Raw genomic sequence first — 21,541 nt, 5'->3', positions numbered from 1 at the left:
TTATACAAATATGCTAAAAGACACCCGTCCTTATCCCTTAGTTTTAGTGGTTATTTTCCTTTTGAGTTTTATTATTCCAAATTCCCCTGCCAAAGCGGATTCAATGCCTATTATGGGGGCCTCTATGCTGACCTCGAAGCAAATGGGTGATTATGTTCTCCTAACCTATCCGACTCCCAAACTAACAAGTGTAAATATTTATCAGCTTGCTGATCTTTATCTTGAAATTGGACGAAAAGAGGGGGTACGCGGTGATATCGCCTTTGCTCAGGCTGTCCATGAAACTGGATTTTTTAAATTTGGGGGAGATGTCGTTCCCGAACAAAATAATTATGCAGGAATAGGAACAACCGGCGGCGGTGTCAAAGGAGCTTATTTTTCTTCACCTGATGAAGGGGTGCGTGCCCATATCCAGCATTTAAAGGCATATGCGAGTACGGAGCCACTCAATACGGTTCTTGCCGATCCCCGCTTTAATCTGGTTAAACGAGGCATTGCTCCTTTGTGGTCTGATTTAAATGGAAGATGGGCTGTACCAGGAAGAGGATATGGAGAGAAAGTCTTACAAATCCATATGGATATGGCAAAAATGACGCTTGCCATTCCGAACGTTTATCTTCCGGCAAACCACGGTCTTCCTGTAGCAAGGCTTATGATCAGTTCAGATGTCGATATGCTGAATCCGGATGGAACCTTTTATAAAACGGTCAAAAAAGATGAGAGCATTCGTGTATATGGAGTACTCGGCAATAGCTATGATGTAGGCGGAGGCTACCTGATTGAAGCAAACAGCAGCAAGATGGGTGCGTACATAGGAAGAGCGCTTGTAAATAATACAAATACAATCATGTACAGTCCGGATGGCTCAGTGCACAGAATTTTCCAAAAAGGTGAAGCGCTGAGAGTATATGATTACGATGACAGCAGATACCAGGTAGGCGGCGGATATTATATTTCAGCATCGGACAAGCCGGTTTACCATTTAGGACGCATTAAACTGTCAGCTGATACCGATTTTTACAGTCCGGATGGAACTCCTTTCACTGTTCTTAATAAAAATAAAGAATACCGGGTTTATGGCATTGATGGAAACAGCCTGGACTTGGGCGGCGGGTATACGATCCGCTATGATAAAAAAACGATGACCTATATCAATTAACGGAAACCGGACAGCTGGTGTATGCTGTCCGGTTTTTTTCTTCTCTTATTTAGGATGCTTAATTTTGAACTGCTCATTTAATAATTCCCAGTTTTCAGGGAACGGTTCTCCAAGAACCCAATAAGCAACTCCGCGAAGTTTGTAATCCTGAATCAATTTAAACTTTGCCCGCGCACTTTGCTCATTTTCAAACCAAACCACGTGCTTTTTCCCATCCGCTGCTTTGTAATAGAAGAAAGGGGATTGGCTTTTATTATCAAACTGGATTTCAGCCCCTTTGGCCACTGCTAAATCTGCTGCTTCCTGAGGAGCGATTCTTTTTGCGAATGAGTTGCCTTTTTTGTAAGGAAGAATCCAGTCGTATCCATATAGCGGAGCTCCCATTACAATTTTATCTCTTGGAATTTCTGTCAGGGCATAGTCCACAACGCTTTTTACTTGCTCGATTGGAGATACAGCCATCGGCGGTCCGCCAGACCAGCCCCATTCATATGTCATGAGAATAACAAAATCCGCTAATTCCCCATGGCGTTTGTAATCATGGGCCCCGTGCCACGGCCCGGCCTGCTTATCACTTGTTTTAGGGGCAAGGGCGGTGGAGACGATATAGCCCTCTTTTTGAATGCGCGGAATGATGGTTTCAAGAAAGCCATTAAAAAGATCTCTGTCTTTTTCGCGGATATGTTCAAAATCAATATTTAAAGCCTTGTAGCCATTTGTTTTCATCGTTTTGAGAACAGACGCAATTAAATTTTCGGAGGCCTTTTTATCGGTAAATATTTTATGGGCAATATCCGGAGAAAAATTGCCGTCCATAAAATTGGTCAGTACGAGCATCGGTGTAGTTGATGTTTCCTTAACAGCTGCGAGCGGCTTTTTATCATCGAGCGGAATCAGGCTCCCATCTTCCTTCACCCGATAGCTGAAAAACGCCGTATAAGAGAGCAGATTTCCAGTATTCCGCACTTCTTTAGCCGCAGCATTCGCATCCACTGGCTCAAGAAATCCTATGGTTTCAATTTTTCTTTTCTTAAATTCCGTTTCTGAATGAGTAATATCTTTTGTCTTATTGCTTATTTGATCTACTCGCGGTTTTTCATTCACGCTGTTAGCGGAATTCATCATTTTATTTTGTGTACCGCTGTCACTGGCATTTCCATTTCCCATACATCCGGAAAGAAGCATGGTGAATCCAAGAAGGAAAAGTGTCATTCTTTTCATTCGGATCCCTCCTTTTTTTTCTAGCTCTGTTAAACTCGGCTGTTGATTGCAGCTAGCAGTCGTTCACTTTCCGCGGGGCGTGCGGTGAGCCTTCTCCTGGCTTCGCCATTGCGGGGTCTCACAGGTCATGCTGCTCCCGCAGGAGTCTCACGCCCTCCGCTCCTATCAACAGGTGTTAAAAATAAACAACATGCATTAACATAGCCTTTTTCTTAGATTGTCTTGAAGAAGGTTATTTATGCATGGTTGGTTAAGAAGAGCGGCAATTGGATTTTGAAATGCTTTCCAGAAGTTTTTTCGTCAGTTTTCATCAAATAATGGTATAGTAATGTGGAGGAATACATAGAGTTTGTGTACAGATTGAAGGAGGCAGCATCATGAAAATAGGCTTAATTGGGCTGGGGAAAATGGGATACAATCTCGCCCTGAATATGAAGGATCATGGCTATGAAGTGATCGCAAATGACGTAAGTGCTGAAGCACTGCAAAACATAAAGGCTGAAGGAATTGATACAGCAGACAGCATTCAAATGCTTGCTGAAAAACTTCCTTCTCCAAAAGTGATTTGGATGATGGTTCCGGCCGGAGACATCACAGAGAATGTTCTTAAAGAAGTTTCTTCTCATTTGGGAGAAGGCGATATCCTGATTGATGGCGGTAATTCCAATTACAAAGATACCATCAGACGGGGGAAGGAACTGAAAGAAAAAGGAATTTATTTTGTAGACTGCGGAACAAGCGGCGGTACAGAAGGGGCAAGAAACGGGATTTGTACGATGATTGGCGCTGAACCGGAAGCATTTGCATCGGTGGAAAAACTATTCCGTGACCTTTCTGTGGAAAATGGATATCTTCATGCCGGAAAGCCGGGCAGCGGACATTTCCTCAAAATGGTTCATAACGGTATTGAATACGGAATGATGCAATCCATTGCTGAAGGTTTTGAGATCTTGGACAAGAGTGATTTCGACTATGATTATAAAGAAGTTTCAAGAGTTTGGAACAATGGATCCGTTATCCGTTCCTGGTTAATGGAATTAATGGAAAATGCTTTTTCAAAGGATCCCGGGCTCTCAGGAATCCGCGGAGTAATGAACTCTTCGGGAGAAGGGAAATGGACTGTGGAAGCTGCCCTTGATTTCCAGGCTTCTGCTCCTGTCATTGCCATGTCCCTTTTTATGCGGTACCGTTCACAGGAAAATGATACATTCCACGGCAAAGTTGTTTCTGCACTAAGAAATGAGTTTGGCGGTCATGCTGTAGTAAAATCAGAAGAATAAGCGGCAAGAGCCCCCATATTTTGGAGGGGCTCTTTTTTTATGTTTCGCTCTGTTAAAACCTGATGTTGATTTTTAACACCAGTTGATTGAAGTGGAAGGCGCGAGACTCCTGCTTAGAGCAGCGGGAAAGGTGAGACCACGCAGGCGCGCAAAGCCTTACCGACCGCCCAAGGAAAGAACGGAAATCAACAGCCAAGTTTATCAGAGCTTTATGTTTAACAAATTTAGAGAGGGGTAATTTAATATCAACATCAAATCATTGGTTTTGAAAGGAGAATCATCCATGAATAAACGCAATGGATTTATTATTTCAGGTGTAGCTTTATCAACAGCAGGAGTTGCGGCAACGGTGTATCTTAAGGACAAGTCAAGACGTGAAAAATTGACTGATAACGTAAAGCAGGCTCAGGGAAAAGTTGTATCCATGTTCTCAAAGGAAAAAAATAAAGAAGATCATTTCCCGGTTGAAAAGGGCGGAAACCCTGATCCTCAGGATATTGAAGATAACAAAATGGTTTCTGAGGGCGCACAGTACAGCGTCCAGTATTACAACGATACAAAAGAAGATAAGTGAAAAAAGACTTTTTGTAAAAGTCCATAGCGCCAAAAATCAATGAAAAGAATCTTCTGGAACGCCAAGTGCGCCATTCCGGGAGGTTCTTTTTTTATCGTCTGCTGAAACATGACCTGGATTCAGGTGCATAAGAATCCAGCCATCCAGAAGATTCAATTTCCTGTATGATTTATGTTATGCTCGATAAAGAGGGCAGCGGGATGCTGCAATTTCGAAGATAAGGAGTGACCGAATCTGATCAGGAATCATCGGGCAGAGGTAAAAGGGTCCGCTATTGACGAAGAGACGCGCTGCACCCATTACCATAGCCGGCTTGATATCATCGCGATTAAATTTTATTGCTGTATGGAGTACTATCCATGTCATTTATGCCATGAGGAGCATGCCAGCCATCCAGCCGCCGTATGGCCAAAAGAAAAGTTTGATGAAAAAGCTGTTCTTTGCGGGGGATGCGGTTCAGAATGGACTGTTCGAGAATATGCAGAATGTGATTCGAAATGCCCTGAATGCAAAATGGATTTCAATCCGGGGTGCAGCCTGCATGCCCATTTGTATTTTGAGGAAATTTGATTTATTTACCTGTAATGGTATAATTATAGAATAAGACCAATAGAAAAGTTTGCTAGGGGAGCCGGTAGGCCGGCTGAGAGAAAAATCTGAGTTTTTGACCCTTATACCTGATCTAGTTCGTACTAGCGGAGGGAAGCGGCTATGTGTACTTGTGTATGTTAAGCCCATTTCCTTTTAGTGAAATGGGCTTTTATTATGGTCAAAATGTCTATTGTCTTGTAAGGTTTTCATCATTGCGGAATCACCCATTCCCATGCCCGGAGCAGCAGGATCAGGTGAAAAAGCCATTACGAAGCAAATCAGCTTGACAGTGCAAAGGAAAAGATTAAATGAATAGGAACATTTCACTGGGGGTGCCTGCAGAGGCTGAGAGAAGCGGAAACGCTTTAACCCTTATCACCTGATCCGGATAATGCCGGCGAAGGGAAGTGGTTCGCAAATAGGTATTTTTGCAGCCGCTTTCCCTTTGGAAAGCGCTTTTTTTTATGATTTACATTCCGAGTTAGGGGGGATCTGGTGGAATTTCATGCCGTAACAAATGGGAAACTTCCATTCAGTGCAGTGCTCCATTTTATGAAGGAAGCGGGTTCAAAAGTAGATTATTTGCACATTCGCGAAAAAGAGAAAACAGCCATGGAAGTGTTTGAAGGAGTCATGCTGCTTGTACAAAATGGCATTCCGCGAAGGAAAATTGTAATGAATGACCGGGTTGATGTAGCAGCGGCCGCAGGGATCAGCAGAGTGCAGCTTGGGTATAGAAGCCTTTCCCCATTCCTCGTAAAAAAGAAATGGCCCGAATTACATGCGGGAAAGTCTGTCCACTCTCTTGAAGAAGCGGCTGCTGCAGAGGCAGAAGGAGCAGATTCAGTGCTGTTTGGCCACTTATTTGAAACAGGGAGCAAGAGGGCGTTACAGCCCCGGGGAATTGAAAAAGCCAAAGAAATCTCCAATCAGCTTTCTATTCATGTCCTTGGGATCGGCGGGATCCTTCCTGAGCATATTCAAGATTTAGCAAAGGCGGATTTAGATGGAATCTGCGTGATGTCCGGAATATGGGATAGCAGTAATCCTGCGGAGGCGGCAGATCAATATAGAAAAGCCCTTACGCGGTGCAAGGAGGCGACCCTATGAATAAATACGATGTATGCATTATCGGAGGAGGCGTAATGGGCTGCTCAGCTGCCTATGAATTATCAAAAAAAGGATACAAAACAGTCATTTTAGAAAAAGGAAAAGCAGGACAGGAAAGTTCAGGTGCGGCAGCCGGTCTGCTGGGAGTTCAGGCGGAGTGGGATGAATATGATCCATTGTTCGATCTCGCGAGGAAAAGCAGAGCCATGTTCCCGGACCTTTCAAAAGAATTAAGAGAGGTATCGGGAATTGATATTGGCTATGAGGAAAAAGGGATTTATAAGATAGCAGAAACAGAAGAAGAGCTCGCTGCACTTGAAAAGACAGCGGTATGGCAGTCAGAAACAGGAGAACCCGCCGAATTGCTGACAAGGAAGGATTTGCTGAAACAGGAGCCTCTTCTTTCAAATCATGTCACGGGCGGTGTGTATTATCCAAAGGATGGCCACGTGATAGCCCCCGCGTTAACGAAGGCATTTGAACAGTCTGCCCTGCATTACGGGACAGAAATCTTTGAATATACCACTGTAGAGAAAATCATAGTGGAAAACGGCAAGACGGCAGGAGTCAGAGCAAATGGCCGGATTTTTCATGCCGATACCGTCCTGATTGCTGCAGGGGCCTGGAGCTCGGCTTTTTTGAAATCATTTAATCTGCTGTACGAAACGTATCCGGTTAAGGGAGAAATAATCAGTGTGCTGAGTAAGAAAAAGCTGGTTGGCTCTCCTTTGTACAAACATGGATTTTATATCGTTCCAAAAAGAGGGGGCCGGTACATAATCGGTGCTACCGTAAAGGAACGCGATTTTACAAAAGAGGTTTCGCTTACCGGGATGAGCAGCTTAATGGAGACAGCGAAGCGGATTCTTCCATCGATTGAAAATGCAAACTTTGAAAAGGCATGGAGCGGCTTCCGGCCGCAAAGCGCAAGCAAGGACCCATACATGGAAAGACATCCTGAAGTGAAAGGGCTGTATGCATGTACTGGGCATTACCGCAATGGAATTCTGCTGAGTCCTGCTGCGGGTAAAATGATGCTGGAGCTTATGGAAAGAGAGCCTGTACTCACCGGGGGGAATCAATTTGAAAGTGAAAATTAACGGGAATTGGACGGAGATTCCGGATTCGATCCGTTTAGTTTCGGAATTGACAAGGCATTTGGAGATTGACGGAAAAACAATCATCATAGAGAAAAATACGGAAATACTTGAACGGGCGTCACATCAGGAAGAACCTGTTGAACAGGAAGATGTGTTTGAGATTGTGACATTTGTAGGAGGCGGATAATATGCTGAAAATTGGACCCTTATCATTTGATTCAAGATTATTGCTTGGAACTGGAAAATATCCGGATTTTGACACTCAAAAAAAAGCAATCGAGGAATCGGAGACCGAAATCTTAACATTTGCTGTAAGAAGAATGGATGTATTCGATCAGTCCCAGCCTAATCTATTAGAAAAACTGGATTTGAGCCGATATGCTCTCCTGCCGAACACAGCTGGTGCGAAAAATGCGGAGGAAGCGGTAAGGATTGCAAGGCTTGCTAAAGCTTCAGGTCTATGTACGATGATTAAGGTGGAAGTGATTGGAGATTTTCAGACCCTTTTGCCGGACCCTTTTGAAACGATGAAGGCATGTGAAACTCTATTAGAAGAAGGATTCATTGTTCTCCCTTATATTTCAGATGATGTCATTTTAGCCAAACGTCTGCAGGAGTTGGGTGTACATGCTGTAATGCCTGGCGCTTCACCAATTGGCTCTGGTATGGGAATCGTCAATCCTCTGAATTTAGGGCTGATTATCGAGCAGGCCGACGTGCCTGTAATCGTGGATGCTGGAATCGGCAGTCCTGCTGATGCAGCATTGGCTATGGAAATGGGAGCAGATGGCGTGCTCTTGAATACAGCTGTATCCGCAGCTGAGGATCCGGTGAAAATGGCAGCTGCTATGAAATTAGCTGTAGCGGCAGGCCGCCTTGGAATGGAAGCAGGCAGAATTCCGAAAAAGCGGTACGCTTCAGCTAGCAGCCCGAGTGAAGGAATGAGCGTCATTGAATGAGCGGTATTCAAGGCAGGTTCTTTTTTTTCCGAATGGCCAGAGAGGGCAGGAGGAAATTTCTGCGAAGACGGTTTTGCTGATTGGCTGCGGAGCGCTTGGGAGCGGAATTGCTGAAACGCTTGTAAGGGCGGGAATAGGAAAATTGATTATCGTTGACCGCGACTATGTGGATGAAAGCAATCTTCAGCGCCAGCAGCTGTTCTCGGAACAGGATGCTGTGGAGCAGATGCCGAAAGCGGAGGCTGCGAGGAGGAGGCTGAAGCAAATAAGCAGCCACACTCATCTAGAAGCCCATGTCCTGCATGCCGACCCAAGGATGATGGAGCAAATCATTTCTTCGGGCATCGATTTAATCATGGATGGAACAGATAATTTCGAAACAAGATGGATGATCAATGACCTGGCATACCGTCACGGAATTCCATGGATTTATGGTGCATGCATCGGAAGCTATGGGCTGTCCTGTACATTTATCCCTGGAAATGGCCCCTGTCTGGCATGCTTGATGGGGAAAATGCCAATGGGCGGGGAAACGTGCGATACTGCAGGAATTATTGCACCTGCAGTCAGCATGACCGTTTCTCATCAGACTGCCCAGGCACTGAAGATCCTATCCGGCAGCAAGGAGGCAGTAAGAACAGAGCTGTACTCCTTTGACGTATGGAATAATCGGTATGCTTCAATGAAAATAGACAAAATGAAGAAAAATGACTGCTCAACATGCGGATCCAATCCGGATTATCCGTTTCTTCAAATGGAGAACACTTCGAGAACGGCGGTCCTCTGCGGAAGAGATACCGTTCAAATCCGGCCGCCAAAAGACAGTCAAATCAGTTTGGAAGAGTCAGCTGAAAGACTTGCGGGGAAAGTGGAAAATCTCTCTCTTACCCCCTTTCTGCTTTCTTTCAAAAAGGGGGCATACAGAGTCGTTGCCTTTAAAGACGGGAGAGTTCTTGTTCATGGAACAAAGAACACAAATGAAGCAAGATCATTATATTCCCGCTATTTTGGTTAAAATAAGGAGCCGGCAATCTGCGGGCTCCTTATTTTTATTAGCTTAGCAGGATAGGTTTTTCACGAGGAAACGACGGGAAGATTGGAATTGGAGAGGGTGAATTTTTCTTCAGGAAAAACTGGATTTTCCTCTATGAAAAAGAGGTTAAAGGATCGAAAAAAAGAAGAGTACCGGGATAATTCCATTTTGATTTTTTAAGGGTTTCAAAAAAAAAGGCTTATTGTATTCCGAAAAAGGGTAAGAGATAAGGTGTTTTTGAAATTATCCATAGAAACAGGTGAGAGAGAATGATTCGATTTGAAAAGGCGACAAAAGTTTATCCAGATGGAACGAAAGCTGTACATACGATGGATTTGGAAATTAAAAAAGGCGAGTTCTTTGTGTTTATCGGCCCAAGCGGATGCGGTAAAACGACAACAATGAAAATGATTAACCGCCTAATAGATGCATCTGACGGAAAAGTGCTCATACAGGGGAAAAATGTACGGGATTATGACATTCATGAGCTGCGCTGGAACATCGGGTATGTTTTGCAGCAAATTGCCCTTTTTCCACATATGACGATAGAACAAAATATATCCATTGTGCCCGAACTGAAAAATTGGAAAGCAGATAAAGTGAAACAGCGTGTTGATGAACTGCTTGATATGGTTGGGCTGGATCCGGAAACCTACAGGAACCGGAAGCCAAGCGAGCTTTCAGGGGGACAGCAGCAAAGAATCGGAGTTGTCCGGGCACTCGCGGCAGACCCTGATATTATTCTGATGGATGAGCCATTCAGTGCGCTTGATCCGATCAGCAGAGAAAAGCTGCAGCGTGATATTGCGGACCTGCAGAAACGAATACGAAAAACCATTGTATTTGTCACCCATGATATGCAGGAAGCCCTCGCTCTCGGTGATCGGGTAGCCATCATGAAAGACGGGGAAATTATCCAAGTGGATACACCGGATGCCCTCGTTGAACATCCTGCGAACGAGTTTGTAAAAGAATTTATTGGCTCAAGAGCTGTGCCGGAACGGAGAATCCGGCAAACGAAGATCGGCGACTTAGCCCATGCTTTTCAGCCGGCTCCAGCCGGATTTACAGAACCGTGCATCGCTCATGAAACTTCTGTCTCAAAGGCGGTTGAACTTTTAAAAGGCAACCCGGCACTAGCTGTCGAAAAGGACGGCGTGATTATCGGGGTGGTTACTGCTGAACTTATGATGGAATACTTGGCTGAACAGCTTGGAATGGAGGGTGTTCAATGAATTCGTTCATGACGACTTTCCAGGAAAGGCAGGATCAGCTGTGGTCAGCCTTAATCGAGCATATTCAGATTTCCTTTATAGCTCTGCTCATTGCAGTCATTATTACGATTCCGCTTGGTGTGATTTTAACAAGAAAGCCGAAGCTTGCAGAAGGAGTAATCGGTGTAACAGCGGTTTTACAGACCATCCCTTCTCTCGCTTTGCTCGGACTTTTAATTCCGCTTGTAGGCATAGGGGTTGTCCCGGCCGTCATTGCACTTATCATCTACGCACTCCTGCCGATTTTAAGAAACACCTATACAGGGATTAAAGAAGTGGATCCATCCCTGATTGAAGCAGCGAGAGGGATGGGGATGAACAGCAGCAAACGTCTGTTCAAAGTAGAGCTTCCTCTTGCTCTGCCCGTCATTATGGCCGGAATCCGGACAGCAATGGTTCTTATTGTAGGAACGACAACACTTGCTGCATTAATTGGAGCAGGAGGACTTGGAAAACTAATCCTGCTCGGGATAGACCGCAACGATAATATGCTGATTATTCTTGGAGCGATCCCGGCAGCCCTTCTGGCCATCCTTTTTGATGTCCTTCTCAGATTTGCTGAAAAATCATCCACAAGAGGATCAGCAAAAAAAGCAGGTATCATTGCTTTGATTATCGCGTTAATTATTGCCGTACCCCTTGCATGGGGAAGCGGGAAGAAAGATATTGTCATTGCCGGTAAACTCGGCTCAGAACCAGAAGTACTCATCAATATGTATAAACTGCTCATTGAGCAGGATACAGACTTGGATGTTGAACTGAAACCAAGTCTCGGGAAAACCTCTTTTCTTTTCAATGCTCTTAAATCCGGCGATGTGGATATCTATCCGGAGTTCACGGGGACAGCACTTTCCACTTTCCTGAAAGAGGAGCCAAAAGGCGGAGATAAAAAAGCGGTTTATGAACAAACGAAAAAAGGAATGCAGGAGCAGTATGGTATGGCTTATCTGGAGCCTATGCAGTTCAACAATACTTATACCCTTGCTGTTCCAAAGGATACAGCAGAACAATATTCCTTGAAAACCATCTCTGATCTGAAACAGGTTCAGCAAAACATGAAAGTAGGCTTCACCCTGGAGTTCTCGGACCGTCAAGACGGGTACAAAGGAATTCAAAAGCTCTATGGCATCAATTTTCCTGCCCTCAAAACCATGGAGCCGAAACTTCGATACAGCGCCATCAAGTCCGGTGAAGTGAATTTGATTGATGCCTATTCAACCGACAGTGAGCTTGCACAATACGGCCTTGTGACTCTCGAGGATGATAAGGGTCTATTCCCCCCATACCAGGGGGCACCTCTCTTGAAGCAGGAAACGCTGAAGAAATATCCGGAGCTGGAAAAAACGCTCAATAAACTCTCCGGAAAAATTACGGACGATGAGATGAGAAACATGAATTATCTTGTAAACGTAAAAGGGGAATCTGCTGAAAAAGTTGCAAGAGACTTTTTAACGAAGGCACAGCTTTTAAAAGAATAGCTGGCTGACAGAGAAGGGGATGTCTGAAAGTCCTGAAGAAAGGAAATAAAGAAATCAAGTCCTCCTGAGCGCTCACGGCACTCAGGAGGTTTTTTTATCTTTTTTTGGTATTGCCGAGCGGCAGGTGCTGGACCTTGCTGCAGCGGAACAGGTGATACCCCGCAGGCGAAAAGCGCTGAGACGCTCGCCGTCTGTTCAAGGATAAGCAAGGATCCTGGAGCGGAAATCACCAAAACAAGCGAAGGGGAAAAAGGGCGACTGGACTTACTGGACAGCCCCTTCTTTTTTGGATGAAAGCGGAACCGGGTAAGGAAAGACATACGGATATTTTTCGAAATGTTCCGGGGACATCAGCTGAAGCTGCCAAGAGCAAGTGATATGTGAAACAGACACGGATAAATACTCATACATGCCTATTCAAATATCAATCCAAATGCTCATGTGGAAAAAACCCCGTCCATTGTATATTCAATATTGTAAGCGCTTTAATTTACTAAAGGAGAGGGAGCGGGTAAATGGTAAATCTGAAAAGGATGATAGGGATTGTGTTTGTTTTTGTGCTAACGTTTGCACTCATTCTTCCGGCAGAACGGTCAAGAGCAGCTGACAATGGGACGATGATGCAGTATTTTGAATGGTATCTTCCGAATGATGGCCAGCACTGGAATAAAATGAACAATGATGCAGCGTATCTGTCCAGTATCGGAATAACCGCACTATGGATTCCGCCAGCTTATAAAGGCACAAGCCAGGCAGATGTTGGCTATGGCGCCTATGATCTTTATGATCTCGGAGAATTTAATCAGAAAGGCACGGTCCGGACAAAATATGGAACAAAAGGGGAGCTTGTTTCGGCCATTACCTCTCTTCATAACAGAGGCATAAATGTATATGGTGATGTCGTGATGAATCACAAAGGCGGAGCGGATTTTACGGAAACTGTAACAGCGGTTGAGGTAAACCCAAACAACCGGAATCAGGAAACATCCGGCGACTACCAAATTCAAGCGTACACAGGCTTTAACTTTCCTGGCCGCGGCAATACCTATTCCAGCTTCAAATGGAACTGGTATCACTTCGATGGCACGGATTATGATCAATCCAGAAACTTAAACAGAATCTATAAATTCCGCGGAACCGGCAAGGCGTGGGATTGGGAAGTTTCCAGCGAATATGGGAATTATGATTACCTCCTGTACGCAGATATCGATTACGATCATCCGGATGTTGTTAATGAAATGAAAAAATGGGGCACTTGGTATGCCAATGAGTTAAAGCTTGATGGATTCCGCATCGATGCAGCGAAACATATTAAGCATTCGTTTCTTGGGGATTGGGTAACGTCAGTCCGCACATCTACCGGAAAAGAAATGTTTACTGTTGCTGAATACTGGCAGAATAACCTTGGCGCTCTGCAAAACTATCTGAATAAAACGGGCTATAATCAGTCTGTATTTGATGTTCCTCTTCACTATAACTTCCAGGCAGCTTCATCACAGAGCGGTTACTATGATATGAGGAATCTATTAAATGGAACCGTTACCTCCACAAATCCTACGAAGTCGGTTACGTTTGTCGATAACCATGATACCCAGCCTGGACAGGCACTGGAATCAACAGTCCAAAGCTGGTTTAAACCGCTCGCATATGCATTTATCCTAACACGCGAGTCAGGCTATCCAAACGTGTTTTACGGAGATCTTTATGGAACGAAAGGGACAAGCGGCAGAGAAATACCTGCATTAAAAACAAAGATTGAACCTTTATTAAAAGCCAGAAAAGATTTTGCATATGGAACGCAGCGTGATTACATCGATAATCAGGACGTAATCGGCTGGACGAGAGAGGGGAACACCTCTAAAGCCAAATCCGGATTGGCTGCTCTCATTACAGACGGTCCGGGCGGAGCGAAGCGGATGTATGTCGGCACCCAGAATGCCGGAGAAGTCTGGTATGACATAACCGGAAACCGGACGGATAAAGTGACAATTGGTTCTGATGGATGGGCTGCCTTTAATGTGAACGGCGGTTCTGTCTCCGTCTACGTCCAGCAATAAAATTGATTAGCGATAGGGAAGCTGATGCTGAAAGAGGATGTAATGTCCTTTTCAAGTGTCCGCTTCTTTTTTTTGTGCCTTGCTATATGCTAAGATGACAGAAGATATGGAGGCAGCATAAATCTAAACATTAGCAGCAGAGCTCATATATGGCTGAGGAAAATTCCTTCCATTTACACACCTGCTAAGTTGGATTATCCTTAATATGACAGGAAGTCTAATAGGAGGGCAACTATATGAGTTCGCGTTATGAATCCAGAGCCAAGAATCATCGCAAGTATAAACAGAAGCCCGGCTGGCTGAAACGGATATTTTTCACCGTAACCATTCTGGCACTGATTGCCGGGGCCGCCTACTATTTTCTGCCTAAATTAGCCTCAGACGAGCTTTCAGGCTATTTAGATAAAGAAGTTGAAAAGAATGGCGGGTATGAAAAGATAAGAGAACAGGCAAATGCTAATCCGCAAGTCAGAAAGTTTCTTGAAGAAGGAGCTCAGGCTGATCCGGATACGCTGCCGTTTACAACAAAAGAAGAAGCTGCAAGGGTGATCCTGAAAAAGGCGGGGCCGGGGAATCTTCAAAAGGTCCAATCCATGGCAAAGGACGGCCTTAATGGACAGGAGCAGGAGGAACTGCTGAGAATGGCAGAAGATAAGCTGTCAGATGATGAAATACTGGCGTTAAAATATATAGCCAATAAAGAAATTAATCGATAATCAGATGATTCAAGACAGGCAGAAGAGGGAATAAGCAATCATCACTTCTGCAAAGTGAACTTTTTTATAGAGAAGGAGCTTATGGACATTGGATAAAAGAAAGAATCCGATTATTCACTTTCTTGGAGGCAGAAAAACAGCTTATGTATTAGGCATTTTGCTGCTTCTGGGATTAAACATTTTGCTGTATTCAAAAGTTTCCTTTATTTTCAAACCGGTTACTACATTCGTTGAAACGGTCGCTCTTCCCGTTATTTTGGCCATTGTAGCCTATTACTTGCTGAGGCCGTTAATGAGATTGCTAATGAAGGCCGGCATTGGAAGAACGACATCTATTTTTATCCTGCTGATTTTAATTGTTGGACTGATTGTCCTGCTGATTATGTCGGTCGTTCCTTTCCTGATCGAACAGACCAAAAGTCTATTTACATCCTTTCCCGGATACTGGGATAAATTTATCACAGGATTTGAATCGTATGTAGAAAGCCAGTCTTACCTGGCACCAATTTACGAAGATTTAAAACAAAAGAGCTCGGGTATATTCAGCTCATTTGGAAGCAATGCCTCGAATGTAGCGACCGAAACGCTCAGCGGTTTTACGAAAGTTCTGAGTGCCGTCACGAGTGTTACGATCGGTTTAGTCACAGTTCCATTTATTCTTTTTTACTTGCTGAAGGAAGGCGAAAAGCTCCCGAAAGCATTTATCCAGCTCATTCCTCCAAGAATGCGCGGAGGAACAAGAAAGGTTTTTCGGGAAATCGATGAGCAAGTAAGGGCTTATATACAGGGACAGCTTTTAGTCAGCCTGTGCATTGGAATTATGCTGTATATCGGATTCCTGATCATCGGGATGGATTACGCCCTTGTTTTAGCGGCAATAGCAAGTGTTACAAGTGTAGTGCCGTATTTAGGACCGGTGATTGCCATCACTCCGGCCATTATTATAGCGATTGTCACCTCTCCATTCATGCTGCTGAAGCTTGCTTTTGTCTGGACAGTTGTTCAGCTGCTGGAAGGAAAATTGATTTCGCCGCAAATCATGGGGAAATCGCTCCGTGTACACCCAATCACCATTATTTTCGTGCTGCTGACAGCGGGGCACCTCTTTGGAGTGATAGGCGTAATACTCGGAATCCCGGCATACGCTATTTTGCGTACGTTCGTCTTTCAATTCTATAAACTGTATAAACGGCGCTACAACCGCTACTATGCAACAGCAGAAAATGACGAACGATATGAAGAAGGAAAAATTGAATAAGACAGTCAACAGCCTGTATAGAGACCGATGGACTCATACAGGTTTTTTTAGGCAGGCTCTGTTACAGCCTGCTGTTTGGCGTGGAAAGCGGGCCCCTGATGGCTGCAATCATTACCAAGTTTAACTGAGATTAAAATAAAAAAACTGCCGCGTCACGGCAGTTTTTTCTTACATAATCATTAGCAGAATGATTATGGCAATCACAATTCGATAGATGGCAAAAGGAATCAATTTTACACGGTTGATCATTTTCAGGAAGAAACGAATTGAAATCAGTGCAAAAATGAATGCTGTAATAAATCCGACGATAAAGAACGGCATCGAACTGCTTGTGATGTAATCCCAGTGCTTAAGAAGGGAAATCCCGCTTGCGCCGGCCATCACAGGTACGGCCATAATGAACGTAAAGTCGGATGCAGCTCTGTGGCTGATTCCGAGCAGCACACCGCCGGAGATCGTGGAGCCTGACCGTGAAAATCCTGGCCAAAGACCGATACACTGAAACAATCCCATCATAAAGGCTTGTCTGTATGTCATTTTGTCCACTGTTTCTGTTTTAACCTTAGGCTGAAGCAAGTCAGCAGCAATCATCAGCAAAGCACCGCCGATAAGGCCGATCACGACCGTCTGAACCGAAAATAGCTTTTCATCAATAAAATCAGCAAATGCAAAGCCAAGGATACCGGCTGGCAAAATCCCAATAATGACAGTCAGTAAAGAGAGTTTGGAACCTCCGTGGCTGTCGCTTGGTGAATGCTTTGTTTTAATACCCAGCATATCAAAGAATCGCTGACGGAAAACAACTACGACAGCTAAGATAGAGCCCAGCTGTATGACCACTTTAAAAGTGTTCGCCACTTCGCTCCCGAAAAGCTGATTGGATTTCAGCCACAAGTCATCCACGGCAATCATATGGCCTGTAGAAGAAACCGGTGCAAATTCAGTAAGTCCCTCCACGATCCCGAGGATCACGGCTACAAATAAGTTCCACATATCCATAACGTATCTCAACCTCAACTTTTTTCATACTTTTTCAAATTCAGCGTCCTTACCAAAATACCATATTTAATCGTACATGTGGTAGACCATTTACAGGGAAAATAAAAATGGCCCTGAATAAACAGGGCTGGTTTTAATAATACGGAGAAATCATCAGGTAGACAATGACTCCTGTAAGACTGACATACAGCCAAAGCGGCATAGTCCAGCGGGCGATTTTCCGGTGTTTCTCCACTTTCATATTTAATCCCCTCGCAAGAGTAACCAAAGCAAGAGGAACAATGACAACTGAAAGCAAAATGTGCGTGATGAGGATGAAATAATAAACCGGCCGGATGAATCCCTCACCGCCAAACGGGGTGTTTGGTGCCAATGCGTGATACGTCACATACGAAATGAGGAATAGAGCCGTCGTAGTGAATGCGCCGAAAATATAATTTCGGTGCCGTTTTATATTTTTCTGTTTTATGATGGAATACAGCGCTGCCAGCAGAAAAATAAATGTAAAGCTATTCATGACAGCATTGAAAAACGGCAAAAACGTTAAATCAATGTGACTGAGGTTATTGCCCTTCGGCATGAAATACAAAACGGCTACAAGCGCATTGATCGCAATCGTCAATGCAACAATAATCGGTGTATAATTACGCTCTTTAGTCTTCATATAGTAGCTCCTTTAAAGTTGCTTTCACTTTGCTATTATAGATTTTTTTGAAGAGAGAGTAAAATGCAGAGAGGCGCGATGAGGGATTTTTCTTTTAAATATTACAAAATGTTGAACAGGCTTAGCGGAAAACGTGAAAATGGGAGAGGCTGCGAAGGCTGATGGCAATCAGAATGGTTCATAGATGGCGGGGGAATAAAGGAACAGTGAATGTCGGAGCCTTAAATAGGATGCAGGTGCCTCCCATCCTTCAGGCAATGGCAATGGATGTAACGGAACCTTCATAATAGCTGTCTCCTTCTGTAATAATGTCTAATCAGATGAATCTGCAATAAAGCGGTTAAGGCGGGGATCTGTCTCCATGCTCCCGGCTGAAGTACCATCAGCTAATGTTAACTTCAAACCATAACAGGGAGACGCTTTATATAGAATCCCCAGTTTTTCGGATAGAATCCGTTTCAGATAGCCCTGATTTTTAAAACCACTTCCATCCGTTTTCTTTTATGAATTGATATTCCTCTTGGTAATGGTCATAATGACCTTCATCAATCATTTTTTGAAAAGCGCCATCGCCTTCTTGTGCTTTTCTTTTCATGGTCAGGCATAACGCTTCGACTCTTAAGAGAACCATATTAAGCATATTTGTATTTGGGTCATTCCATCCGTATGCATCCAGGAAAGTCTGGATTCGCCGCTGGTATTTTAAGTCATCCTGTTCCGGATTGTAATAAATCACCTCTCCCGATTCAGCTTGATAGCGGCGGCTTAACGGGACAAATGTATAGAGGGCGTACGCGATATCCCAGGCTCTCGGTCCAGGAGCAGCCAGGTCAAAATCAATAACTCCGGCTAGTTTTTGATTGGAGAAAATGACGTTATAGACCGCGAAGTCATTGTGACAAATCACCTCAATTGGCTCTGGAGTGTTGTCAATCGGCTTCCAGCCGTCAGGGATAACGAAATCAGAGGCGGCATCATGGTATTGTCTCAATAATACAGCGACGTCTTTAAGTGCCTTTTCGGACCACATGTAGTCTTTTAAAGGGTAATCAGCTGTCTCTCCCTCGATGTATGATAGAATTTCTCTCCCTTTTTCATCGATTCCGAGAAATCTGGGAACCCCTTTTAGCCCCTTTGATTCTAGGTGCTTCAATAATTTATGTACGTTTGGGCTTTCTTCTTTTTGTATTCTATATACACGATCTCCCTTTTTATATACAGCTGAAACATTTCCGCCATTGAGTTTTTCTTCTTGTTCAAAACGCTGTTCCATTTAGAAAAATTCCTTCTTTCATTTCCCTTTTTTGAAAACACTTACATTATATCGCAAGAGCGTTTTTATGGTAAACCCCCGATAAGCATCCGGCTGGTTTTTATAGAAAGGAATCCTTAGGCAGATCTGAGTGGAAGGTGCTTATCTCCTCATAACCTTTCCATTTTGTTGTAATTTGCTTTGGTTTGTTTCTTTGTAAAAAATAACCCCGCTTGGAGTTCATCCGTGTTTACGACTCCAGTACCTCAGAGATGTCAGGCAAAAAGAGAAAACCAATAAAAAAAGAGCCGGCGGTTCAGCCGGACTCTTTCCTTTGTTATTCAGCTATTTCTGCTACGATCTTCCCTTTTACATGGCGCTCAGATAAACGGACAAGTGCCTCAGGAATCTCTTCTAATGAGATGGTTTCAGAGAGCAGAGATTCGATTTTTCCTGCTTTCAGCAGTTCAAGCATCTCATCCCCCATGGCAGCCAAATCTTTTTGTGATTCAAAATCGGCTTTATGAATGGCGCCGAGTGCCACTTCATGGAAGGAAATGACCTTCGTAAATGGTTTTACTTCTGACGTATCCGGTGCTCCAGCGATGTGAGCAAGCTGTCCGCGGTAGGCAATATATTCTAAAGCGTCCGTAGAGGTTTGGCGGCTGACGGTATCGAGAACAGCATCAACACCGCGTCCATTGGTCAGCTCCAATACTTTTTCTTTGACATCTTCTGAACGGTAGTCGATCACATGATCGGCGCCTAGTGATTTTACATACTCATGATTGGAAGCGGAAGCCGTTGTGAATACTTCAAGTCCGGCATTTTTTGCAAGCTGGATGGCAAATCCGCCTACTCCGCCTGCGCCGCCCTGGATCAGAATGGTTTTAAATGTGTGAAGGGGCAGCTTTCTGAAAAGAGCTTCATAAGCTGTGTAGCCTGCCGTTGGAAGGGCTGCAGCATCTTTAAAAGACACCCCTTCAGGAATTTGTGAAACAGTATGGGCAGTCGTTACAGCATACTCTGCAAATCCGCCGCCTTTGGTCATATCGCCGTGGTAAACAACGCGGTCCCCTTTTTTCCACTGGGTAACGCCTTCACCAAGTTCTTCGATCGTTCCTGCTACGTCCAACCCTAGAATATGCGGATAGTTCCAGGTTGGATTTCCGTTTGTAGCTGTTTTATAATCAACAGGATTCAGACCGACTGCATGCACCCTTACAAGAATTTCCCCTTTTTGAGGGGAAGGTGCAGGGATGCTGCCGACTTTCATTTGATCCCATTTGCCTTTTGCTTCTAGCAGCAATGCTTTCATTTGTCTCATCTCCTTAATGTTAGTATTGTCCATTGCTATGTATATAATAGATATAAATAGCTATTTTGTACAAGAAGGCACTTTTTTGTACGATAGTTACCGATCGGAAACTGGTGAAGGAGTGGAACAACCGTGAAAAAACTTGATCATGAATATCAATGTGCCATTAATTTAGTTATCGATTTAATCGGAGGAAAATGGAAAGTGCTGATTTTATGGAATCTTAATGGAGGAACAAAGAGATTTTCCGAACTTCGCAGGGCCATGCCGGCCGTTACTCAAAAGGTACTTGCCCATCAGCTGAAAGAGCTGGAAGAGCATGGGCTGATTACACGAAAAGTTTACCAGACGGTTCCTGCAAAAGTGGAATACTCAACGACCGCCATGGGGGAAAAATTGCAGCGGACCCTGAATGAAATGTGTTTGTGGGGCGATGAATATGCGGAAGAGCATCAAATTGAAATGAAGGAGTGCTGGACAGGGAACGAGGCAGCAGCAGAGTGATTGATTTCGAGTGGTACCGCAGTTTCATCAGCATTTATAAGCATCAGTCTGTTTCAGAGGCAGCCCGTTCAAGATTTCTTACCCAGCCGGCTATGAGTCAGCATCTTGCGGCACTTGAGGCAGAAGTAGGCGAAGCCCTTTTCACAAGAACGACGAGAAAAATCATTCCCACCGAACGGGGAAAGGAACTTTATTCCCGGCTTGCCCCATTAATTGAAACGCTTGAAAAGACTACTTTGGAAATTAGACATTCAATTGAAACAGCACCTGTGGTTACGATTGGTTCTCCGATTGATTATTTTTCAATAAGAGGACTGGAAAAATTGAAAAACGTTCCAAGTAAGGTGATTCACCATCAAGGAGAGGCTCCTGCTTTATTTGACATGCTGGAGCAAAATCGTGCAGATGTAATCATTACAACTCAGCGATTCAGTAAACCAGGCATTGAATATAAGCAAATTGAAAAAGAACAATTTTACATCACGGCCCCGTATGAACATGGGAATATTCCTGAAGCGGCCGATGCCGAAGAGTGGCTGCTTAATCAAAAGTGGATTAGCTATGGGATGGAGCTCCCGATTATCAGGAGAATGTGGCGGGAGCATTTTAAAAAACGGCCTGAAATGGAACCTCATTATGTTATTCCTGATTTGCGCGGAATCTTGAGTGCAGTAGAGAAAGGCATCGGAATCAGTCTGCTCCCCCATTATTTAATCGAACATTCATTAATCCAAAAAAGAGTGAAGACCATACTCAATGAATTTTCAGTAGCCAATGAAATCTACTTAGGTTACAAAGTGAAGAAAAAGAGTGATCCGTTTCTGCTGGATATTATGGAAAAGCTTCTAAATTAAAACTTTTACAATTGGTCCAGTTCACCAGCAAAAAGAAACGGATAATTTAATGTGCGACGAATTAAACCCGGCTCATCTTTTATAGATGCCGGTTTTTTTTCGTGAAAAAAAAAGAGATTTTTTTAAAAAAAGTTAAAGGA

General features: G+C 44.0%; 21 protein-coding genes and 2 riboswitches. Of the genes, 16 read left to right on the top strand and 5 right to left on the bottom strand.

What is annotated here, in order from left to right; translation table 11 throughout:
* Positions 1 to 124 precede the first annotated feature (124 nt).
* Positions 125 to 1,159, top strand: a complete 1,035-nt coding sequence (locus CEF21_RS18445; RefSeq protein ID WP_241156707.1) for a glucosaminidase domain-containing protein — start codon at positions 125 to 127, stop codon at positions 1,157 to 1,159.
* A 45-nt stretch (positions 1,160 to 1,204) separates the two neighbouring features.
* Here CEF21_RS18445 and CEF21_RS18440 read toward each other — a convergent pair whose 3' ends face one another.
* Positions 1,205 to 2,380 (bottom strand): glycosyl hydrolase family 18 protein, encoded by a 1,176-nt coding sequence (locus CEF21_RS18440; RefSeq protein ID WP_241156706.1) that lies wholly within the window; start codon positions 2,378 to 2,380, stop codon positions 1,205 to 1,207.
* A gap of 377 nt (positions 2,381 to 2,757) precedes the next feature.
* On the opposite strand from CEF21_RS18440, the gene gnd reads away from it, so the two are divergent.
* The 13 genes from gnd to CEF21_RS18375 all read left to right on the top strand — a co-directional run bounded on the left by gnd (position 2,758) and on the right by CEF21_RS18375 (position 15,810).
* Positions 2,758 to 3,660 carry a phosphogluconate dehydrogenase (NAD(+)-dependent, decarboxylating) gene (gene gnd, locus CEF21_RS18435; RefSeq protein ID WP_123918893.1) on the top strand — a complete coding sequence of 301 codons (903 nt, stop codon included), beginning with the start codon at positions 2,758 to 2,760 and terminating at the stop codon, positions 3,658 to 3,660.
* A gap of 283 nt (positions 3,661 to 3,943) precedes the next feature.
* Positions 3,944 to 4,234: a hypothetical protein gene (locus CEF21_RS18430; RefSeq protein ID WP_123918891.1), complete on the top strand. Its 291-nt coding sequence runs from the start codon at positions 3,944 to 3,946 to the stop codon at positions 4,232 to 4,234.
* Positions 4,235 to 4,471: 237 nt separating this feature from the next.
* Positions 4,472 to 4,804 carry a CHY zinc finger protein gene (locus tag CEF21_RS18425; RefSeq protein WP_123920383.1) on the top strand — a complete coding sequence of 111 codons (333 nt, stop codon included), beginning with the start codon at positions 4,472 to 4,474 and terminating at the stop codon, positions 4,802 to 4,804.
* Positions 4,805 to 4,848: 44 nt separating this feature from the next.
* Positions 4,849 to 4,955: riboswitch (TPP riboswitch) on the top strand.
* 188 nt (positions 4,956 to 5,143) lie between these two features.
* Positions 5,144 to 5,248: riboswitch (TPP riboswitch) on the top strand.
* A gap of 72 nt (positions 5,249 to 5,320) precedes the next feature.
* Positions 5,321 to 5,935, top strand: a complete 615-nt coding sequence (locus tag CEF21_RS18420) for a thiamine phosphate synthase (RefSeq protein WP_123918889.1) — start codon at positions 5,321 to 5,323, stop codon at positions 5,933 to 5,935.
* Positions 5,932 to 7,035 carry a glycine oxidase ThiO gene (gene thiO / locus CEF21_RS18415; RefSeq protein ID WP_123918887.1) on the top strand — a complete coding sequence of 368 codons (1,104 nt, stop codon included), beginning with the start codon at positions 5,932 to 5,934 and terminating at the stop codon, positions 7,033 to 7,035. Before CEF21_RS18420 ends, thiO begins: the two co-directional genes overlap by 4 nt.
* A complete protein-coding gene (gene thiS, locus CEF21_RS18410; protein ID WP_241156890.1) occupies positions 7,025 to 7,222 on the top strand; it encodes a sulfur carrier protein ThiS in 198 nt (65 codons plus the stop codon). Before thiO ends, thiS begins: the two co-directional genes overlap by 11 nt.
* A 1-nt stretch (position 7,223) precedes the next feature.
* Complete coding sequence (locus CEF21_RS18405) at positions 7,224 to 7,994, top strand: thiazole synthase (protein WP_123918883.1); 771 nt, start codon at positions 7,224 to 7,226, stop codon at positions 7,992 to 7,994.
* Positions 7,987 to 9,009, top strand: coding sequence for a ThiF family adenylyltransferase (locus tag CEF21_RS18400; RefSeq protein ID WP_123918881.1), 1,023 nt, complete (start codon positions 7,987 to 7,989; stop codon positions 9,007 to 9,009). The genes CEF21_RS18405 and CEF21_RS18400 overlap by 8 nt, the downstream gene beginning before the upstream one ends.
* A gap of 287 nt (positions 9,010 to 9,296) precedes the next feature.
* On the top strand, positions 9,297 to 10,262 hold the full coding sequence (locus CEF21_RS18395) for an ABC transporter ATP-binding protein (RefSeq protein WP_123918879.1): 966 nt from the start codon (positions 9,297 to 9,299) through the stop codon (positions 10,260 to 10,262).
* Complete coding sequence (gene opuFB / locus CEF21_RS18390) at positions 10,259 to 11,779, top strand: osmoprotectant update ABC transporter permease/substrate-binding subunit OpuFB (RefSeq protein ID WP_123918877.1); 1,521 nt, start codon at positions 10,259 to 10,261, stop codon at positions 11,777 to 11,779. Before CEF21_RS18395 ends, opuFB begins: the two co-directional genes overlap by 4 nt.
* A gap of 515 nt (positions 11,780 to 12,294) precedes the next feature.
* Positions 12,295 to 13,836 carry an alpha-amylase gene (gene amyS, locus CEF21_RS18385; RefSeq protein WP_123918875.1) on the top strand — a complete coding sequence of 514 codons (1,542 nt, stop codon included), beginning with the start codon at positions 12,295 to 12,297 and terminating at the stop codon, positions 13,834 to 13,836.
* 236 nt (positions 13,837 to 14,072) lie between these two features.
* The gene (locus CEF21_RS18380) at positions 14,073 to 14,552 is read left to right on the top strand and encodes a hypothetical protein (protein ID WP_123918873.1); all 480 of its coding nucleotides are present in this window, start codon (positions 14,073 to 14,075) and stop codon (positions 14,550 to 14,552) included.
* Between the two features lie 88 nt (positions 14,553 to 14,640).
* The gene (locus CEF21_RS18375; protein WP_123918871.1) at positions 14,641 to 15,810 is read left to right on the top strand and encodes an AI-2E family transporter; all 1,170 of its coding nucleotides are present in this window, start codon (positions 14,641 to 14,643) and stop codon (positions 15,808 to 15,810) included.
* Positions 15,811 to 15,978: 168 nt separating this feature from the next.
* On the opposite strand, the gene CEF21_RS18370 is transcribed toward CEF21_RS18375, so the two are convergent.
* The 4 genes from CEF21_RS18370 to CEF21_RS18355 form a co-directional block, all read right to left on the bottom strand.
* Positions 15,979 to 16,809, bottom strand: coding sequence for an undecaprenyl-diphosphate phosphatase (locus CEF21_RS18370; RefSeq protein WP_123918869.1), 831 nt, complete (start codon positions 16,807 to 16,809; stop codon positions 15,979 to 15,981).
* Between the two features lie 133 nt (positions 16,810 to 16,942).
* Entirely contained in the window at positions 16,943 to 17,473 is a 531-nt protein-coding gene (locus CEF21_RS18365) for a DUF420 domain-containing protein (protein WP_123918867.1), read from the bottom strand.
* Between the two features lie 475 nt (positions 17,474 to 17,948).
* The gene (locus tag CEF21_RS18360) at positions 17,949 to 18,746 is read right to left on the bottom strand and encodes an aminoglycoside phosphotransferase family protein (RefSeq protein WP_123918865.1); all 798 of its coding nucleotides are present in this window, start codon (positions 18,744 to 18,746) and stop codon (positions 17,949 to 17,951) included.
* Positions 18,747 to 19,062: 316 nt separating this feature from the next.
* Positions 19,063 to 20,043, bottom strand: coding sequence for a zinc-binding dehydrogenase (locus tag CEF21_RS18355; protein WP_123918863.1), 981 nt, complete (start codon positions 20,041 to 20,043; stop codon positions 19,063 to 19,065).
* A gap of 132 nt (positions 20,044 to 20,175) precedes the next feature.
* Between CEF21_RS18355 and CEF21_RS18350 the strand changes: the two genes are divergently transcribed.
* Complete coding sequence (locus tag CEF21_RS18350; protein WP_123918861.1) at positions 20,176 to 20,547, top strand: winged helix-turn-helix transcriptional regulator; 372 nt, start codon at positions 20,176 to 20,178, stop codon at positions 20,545 to 20,547.
* Complete coding sequence (locus CEF21_RS18345) at positions 20,544 to 21,401, top strand: LysR family transcriptional regulator (RefSeq protein WP_123918859.1); 858 nt, start codon at positions 20,544 to 20,546, stop codon at positions 21,399 to 21,401. Before CEF21_RS18350 ends, CEF21_RS18345 begins: the two co-directional genes overlap by 4 nt.
* Positions 21,402 to 21,541: the final 140 nt, after the last annotated feature.

This window comes from Bacillus sp. FJAT-42376 (genome assembly GCF_003816055.1).
GTDB lineage: Bacteria > Bacillota > Bacilli > Bacillales > Bacillaceae > Metabacillus_B.
This window is presented reverse-complemented; position numbering and strand designations above follow the sequence as displayed.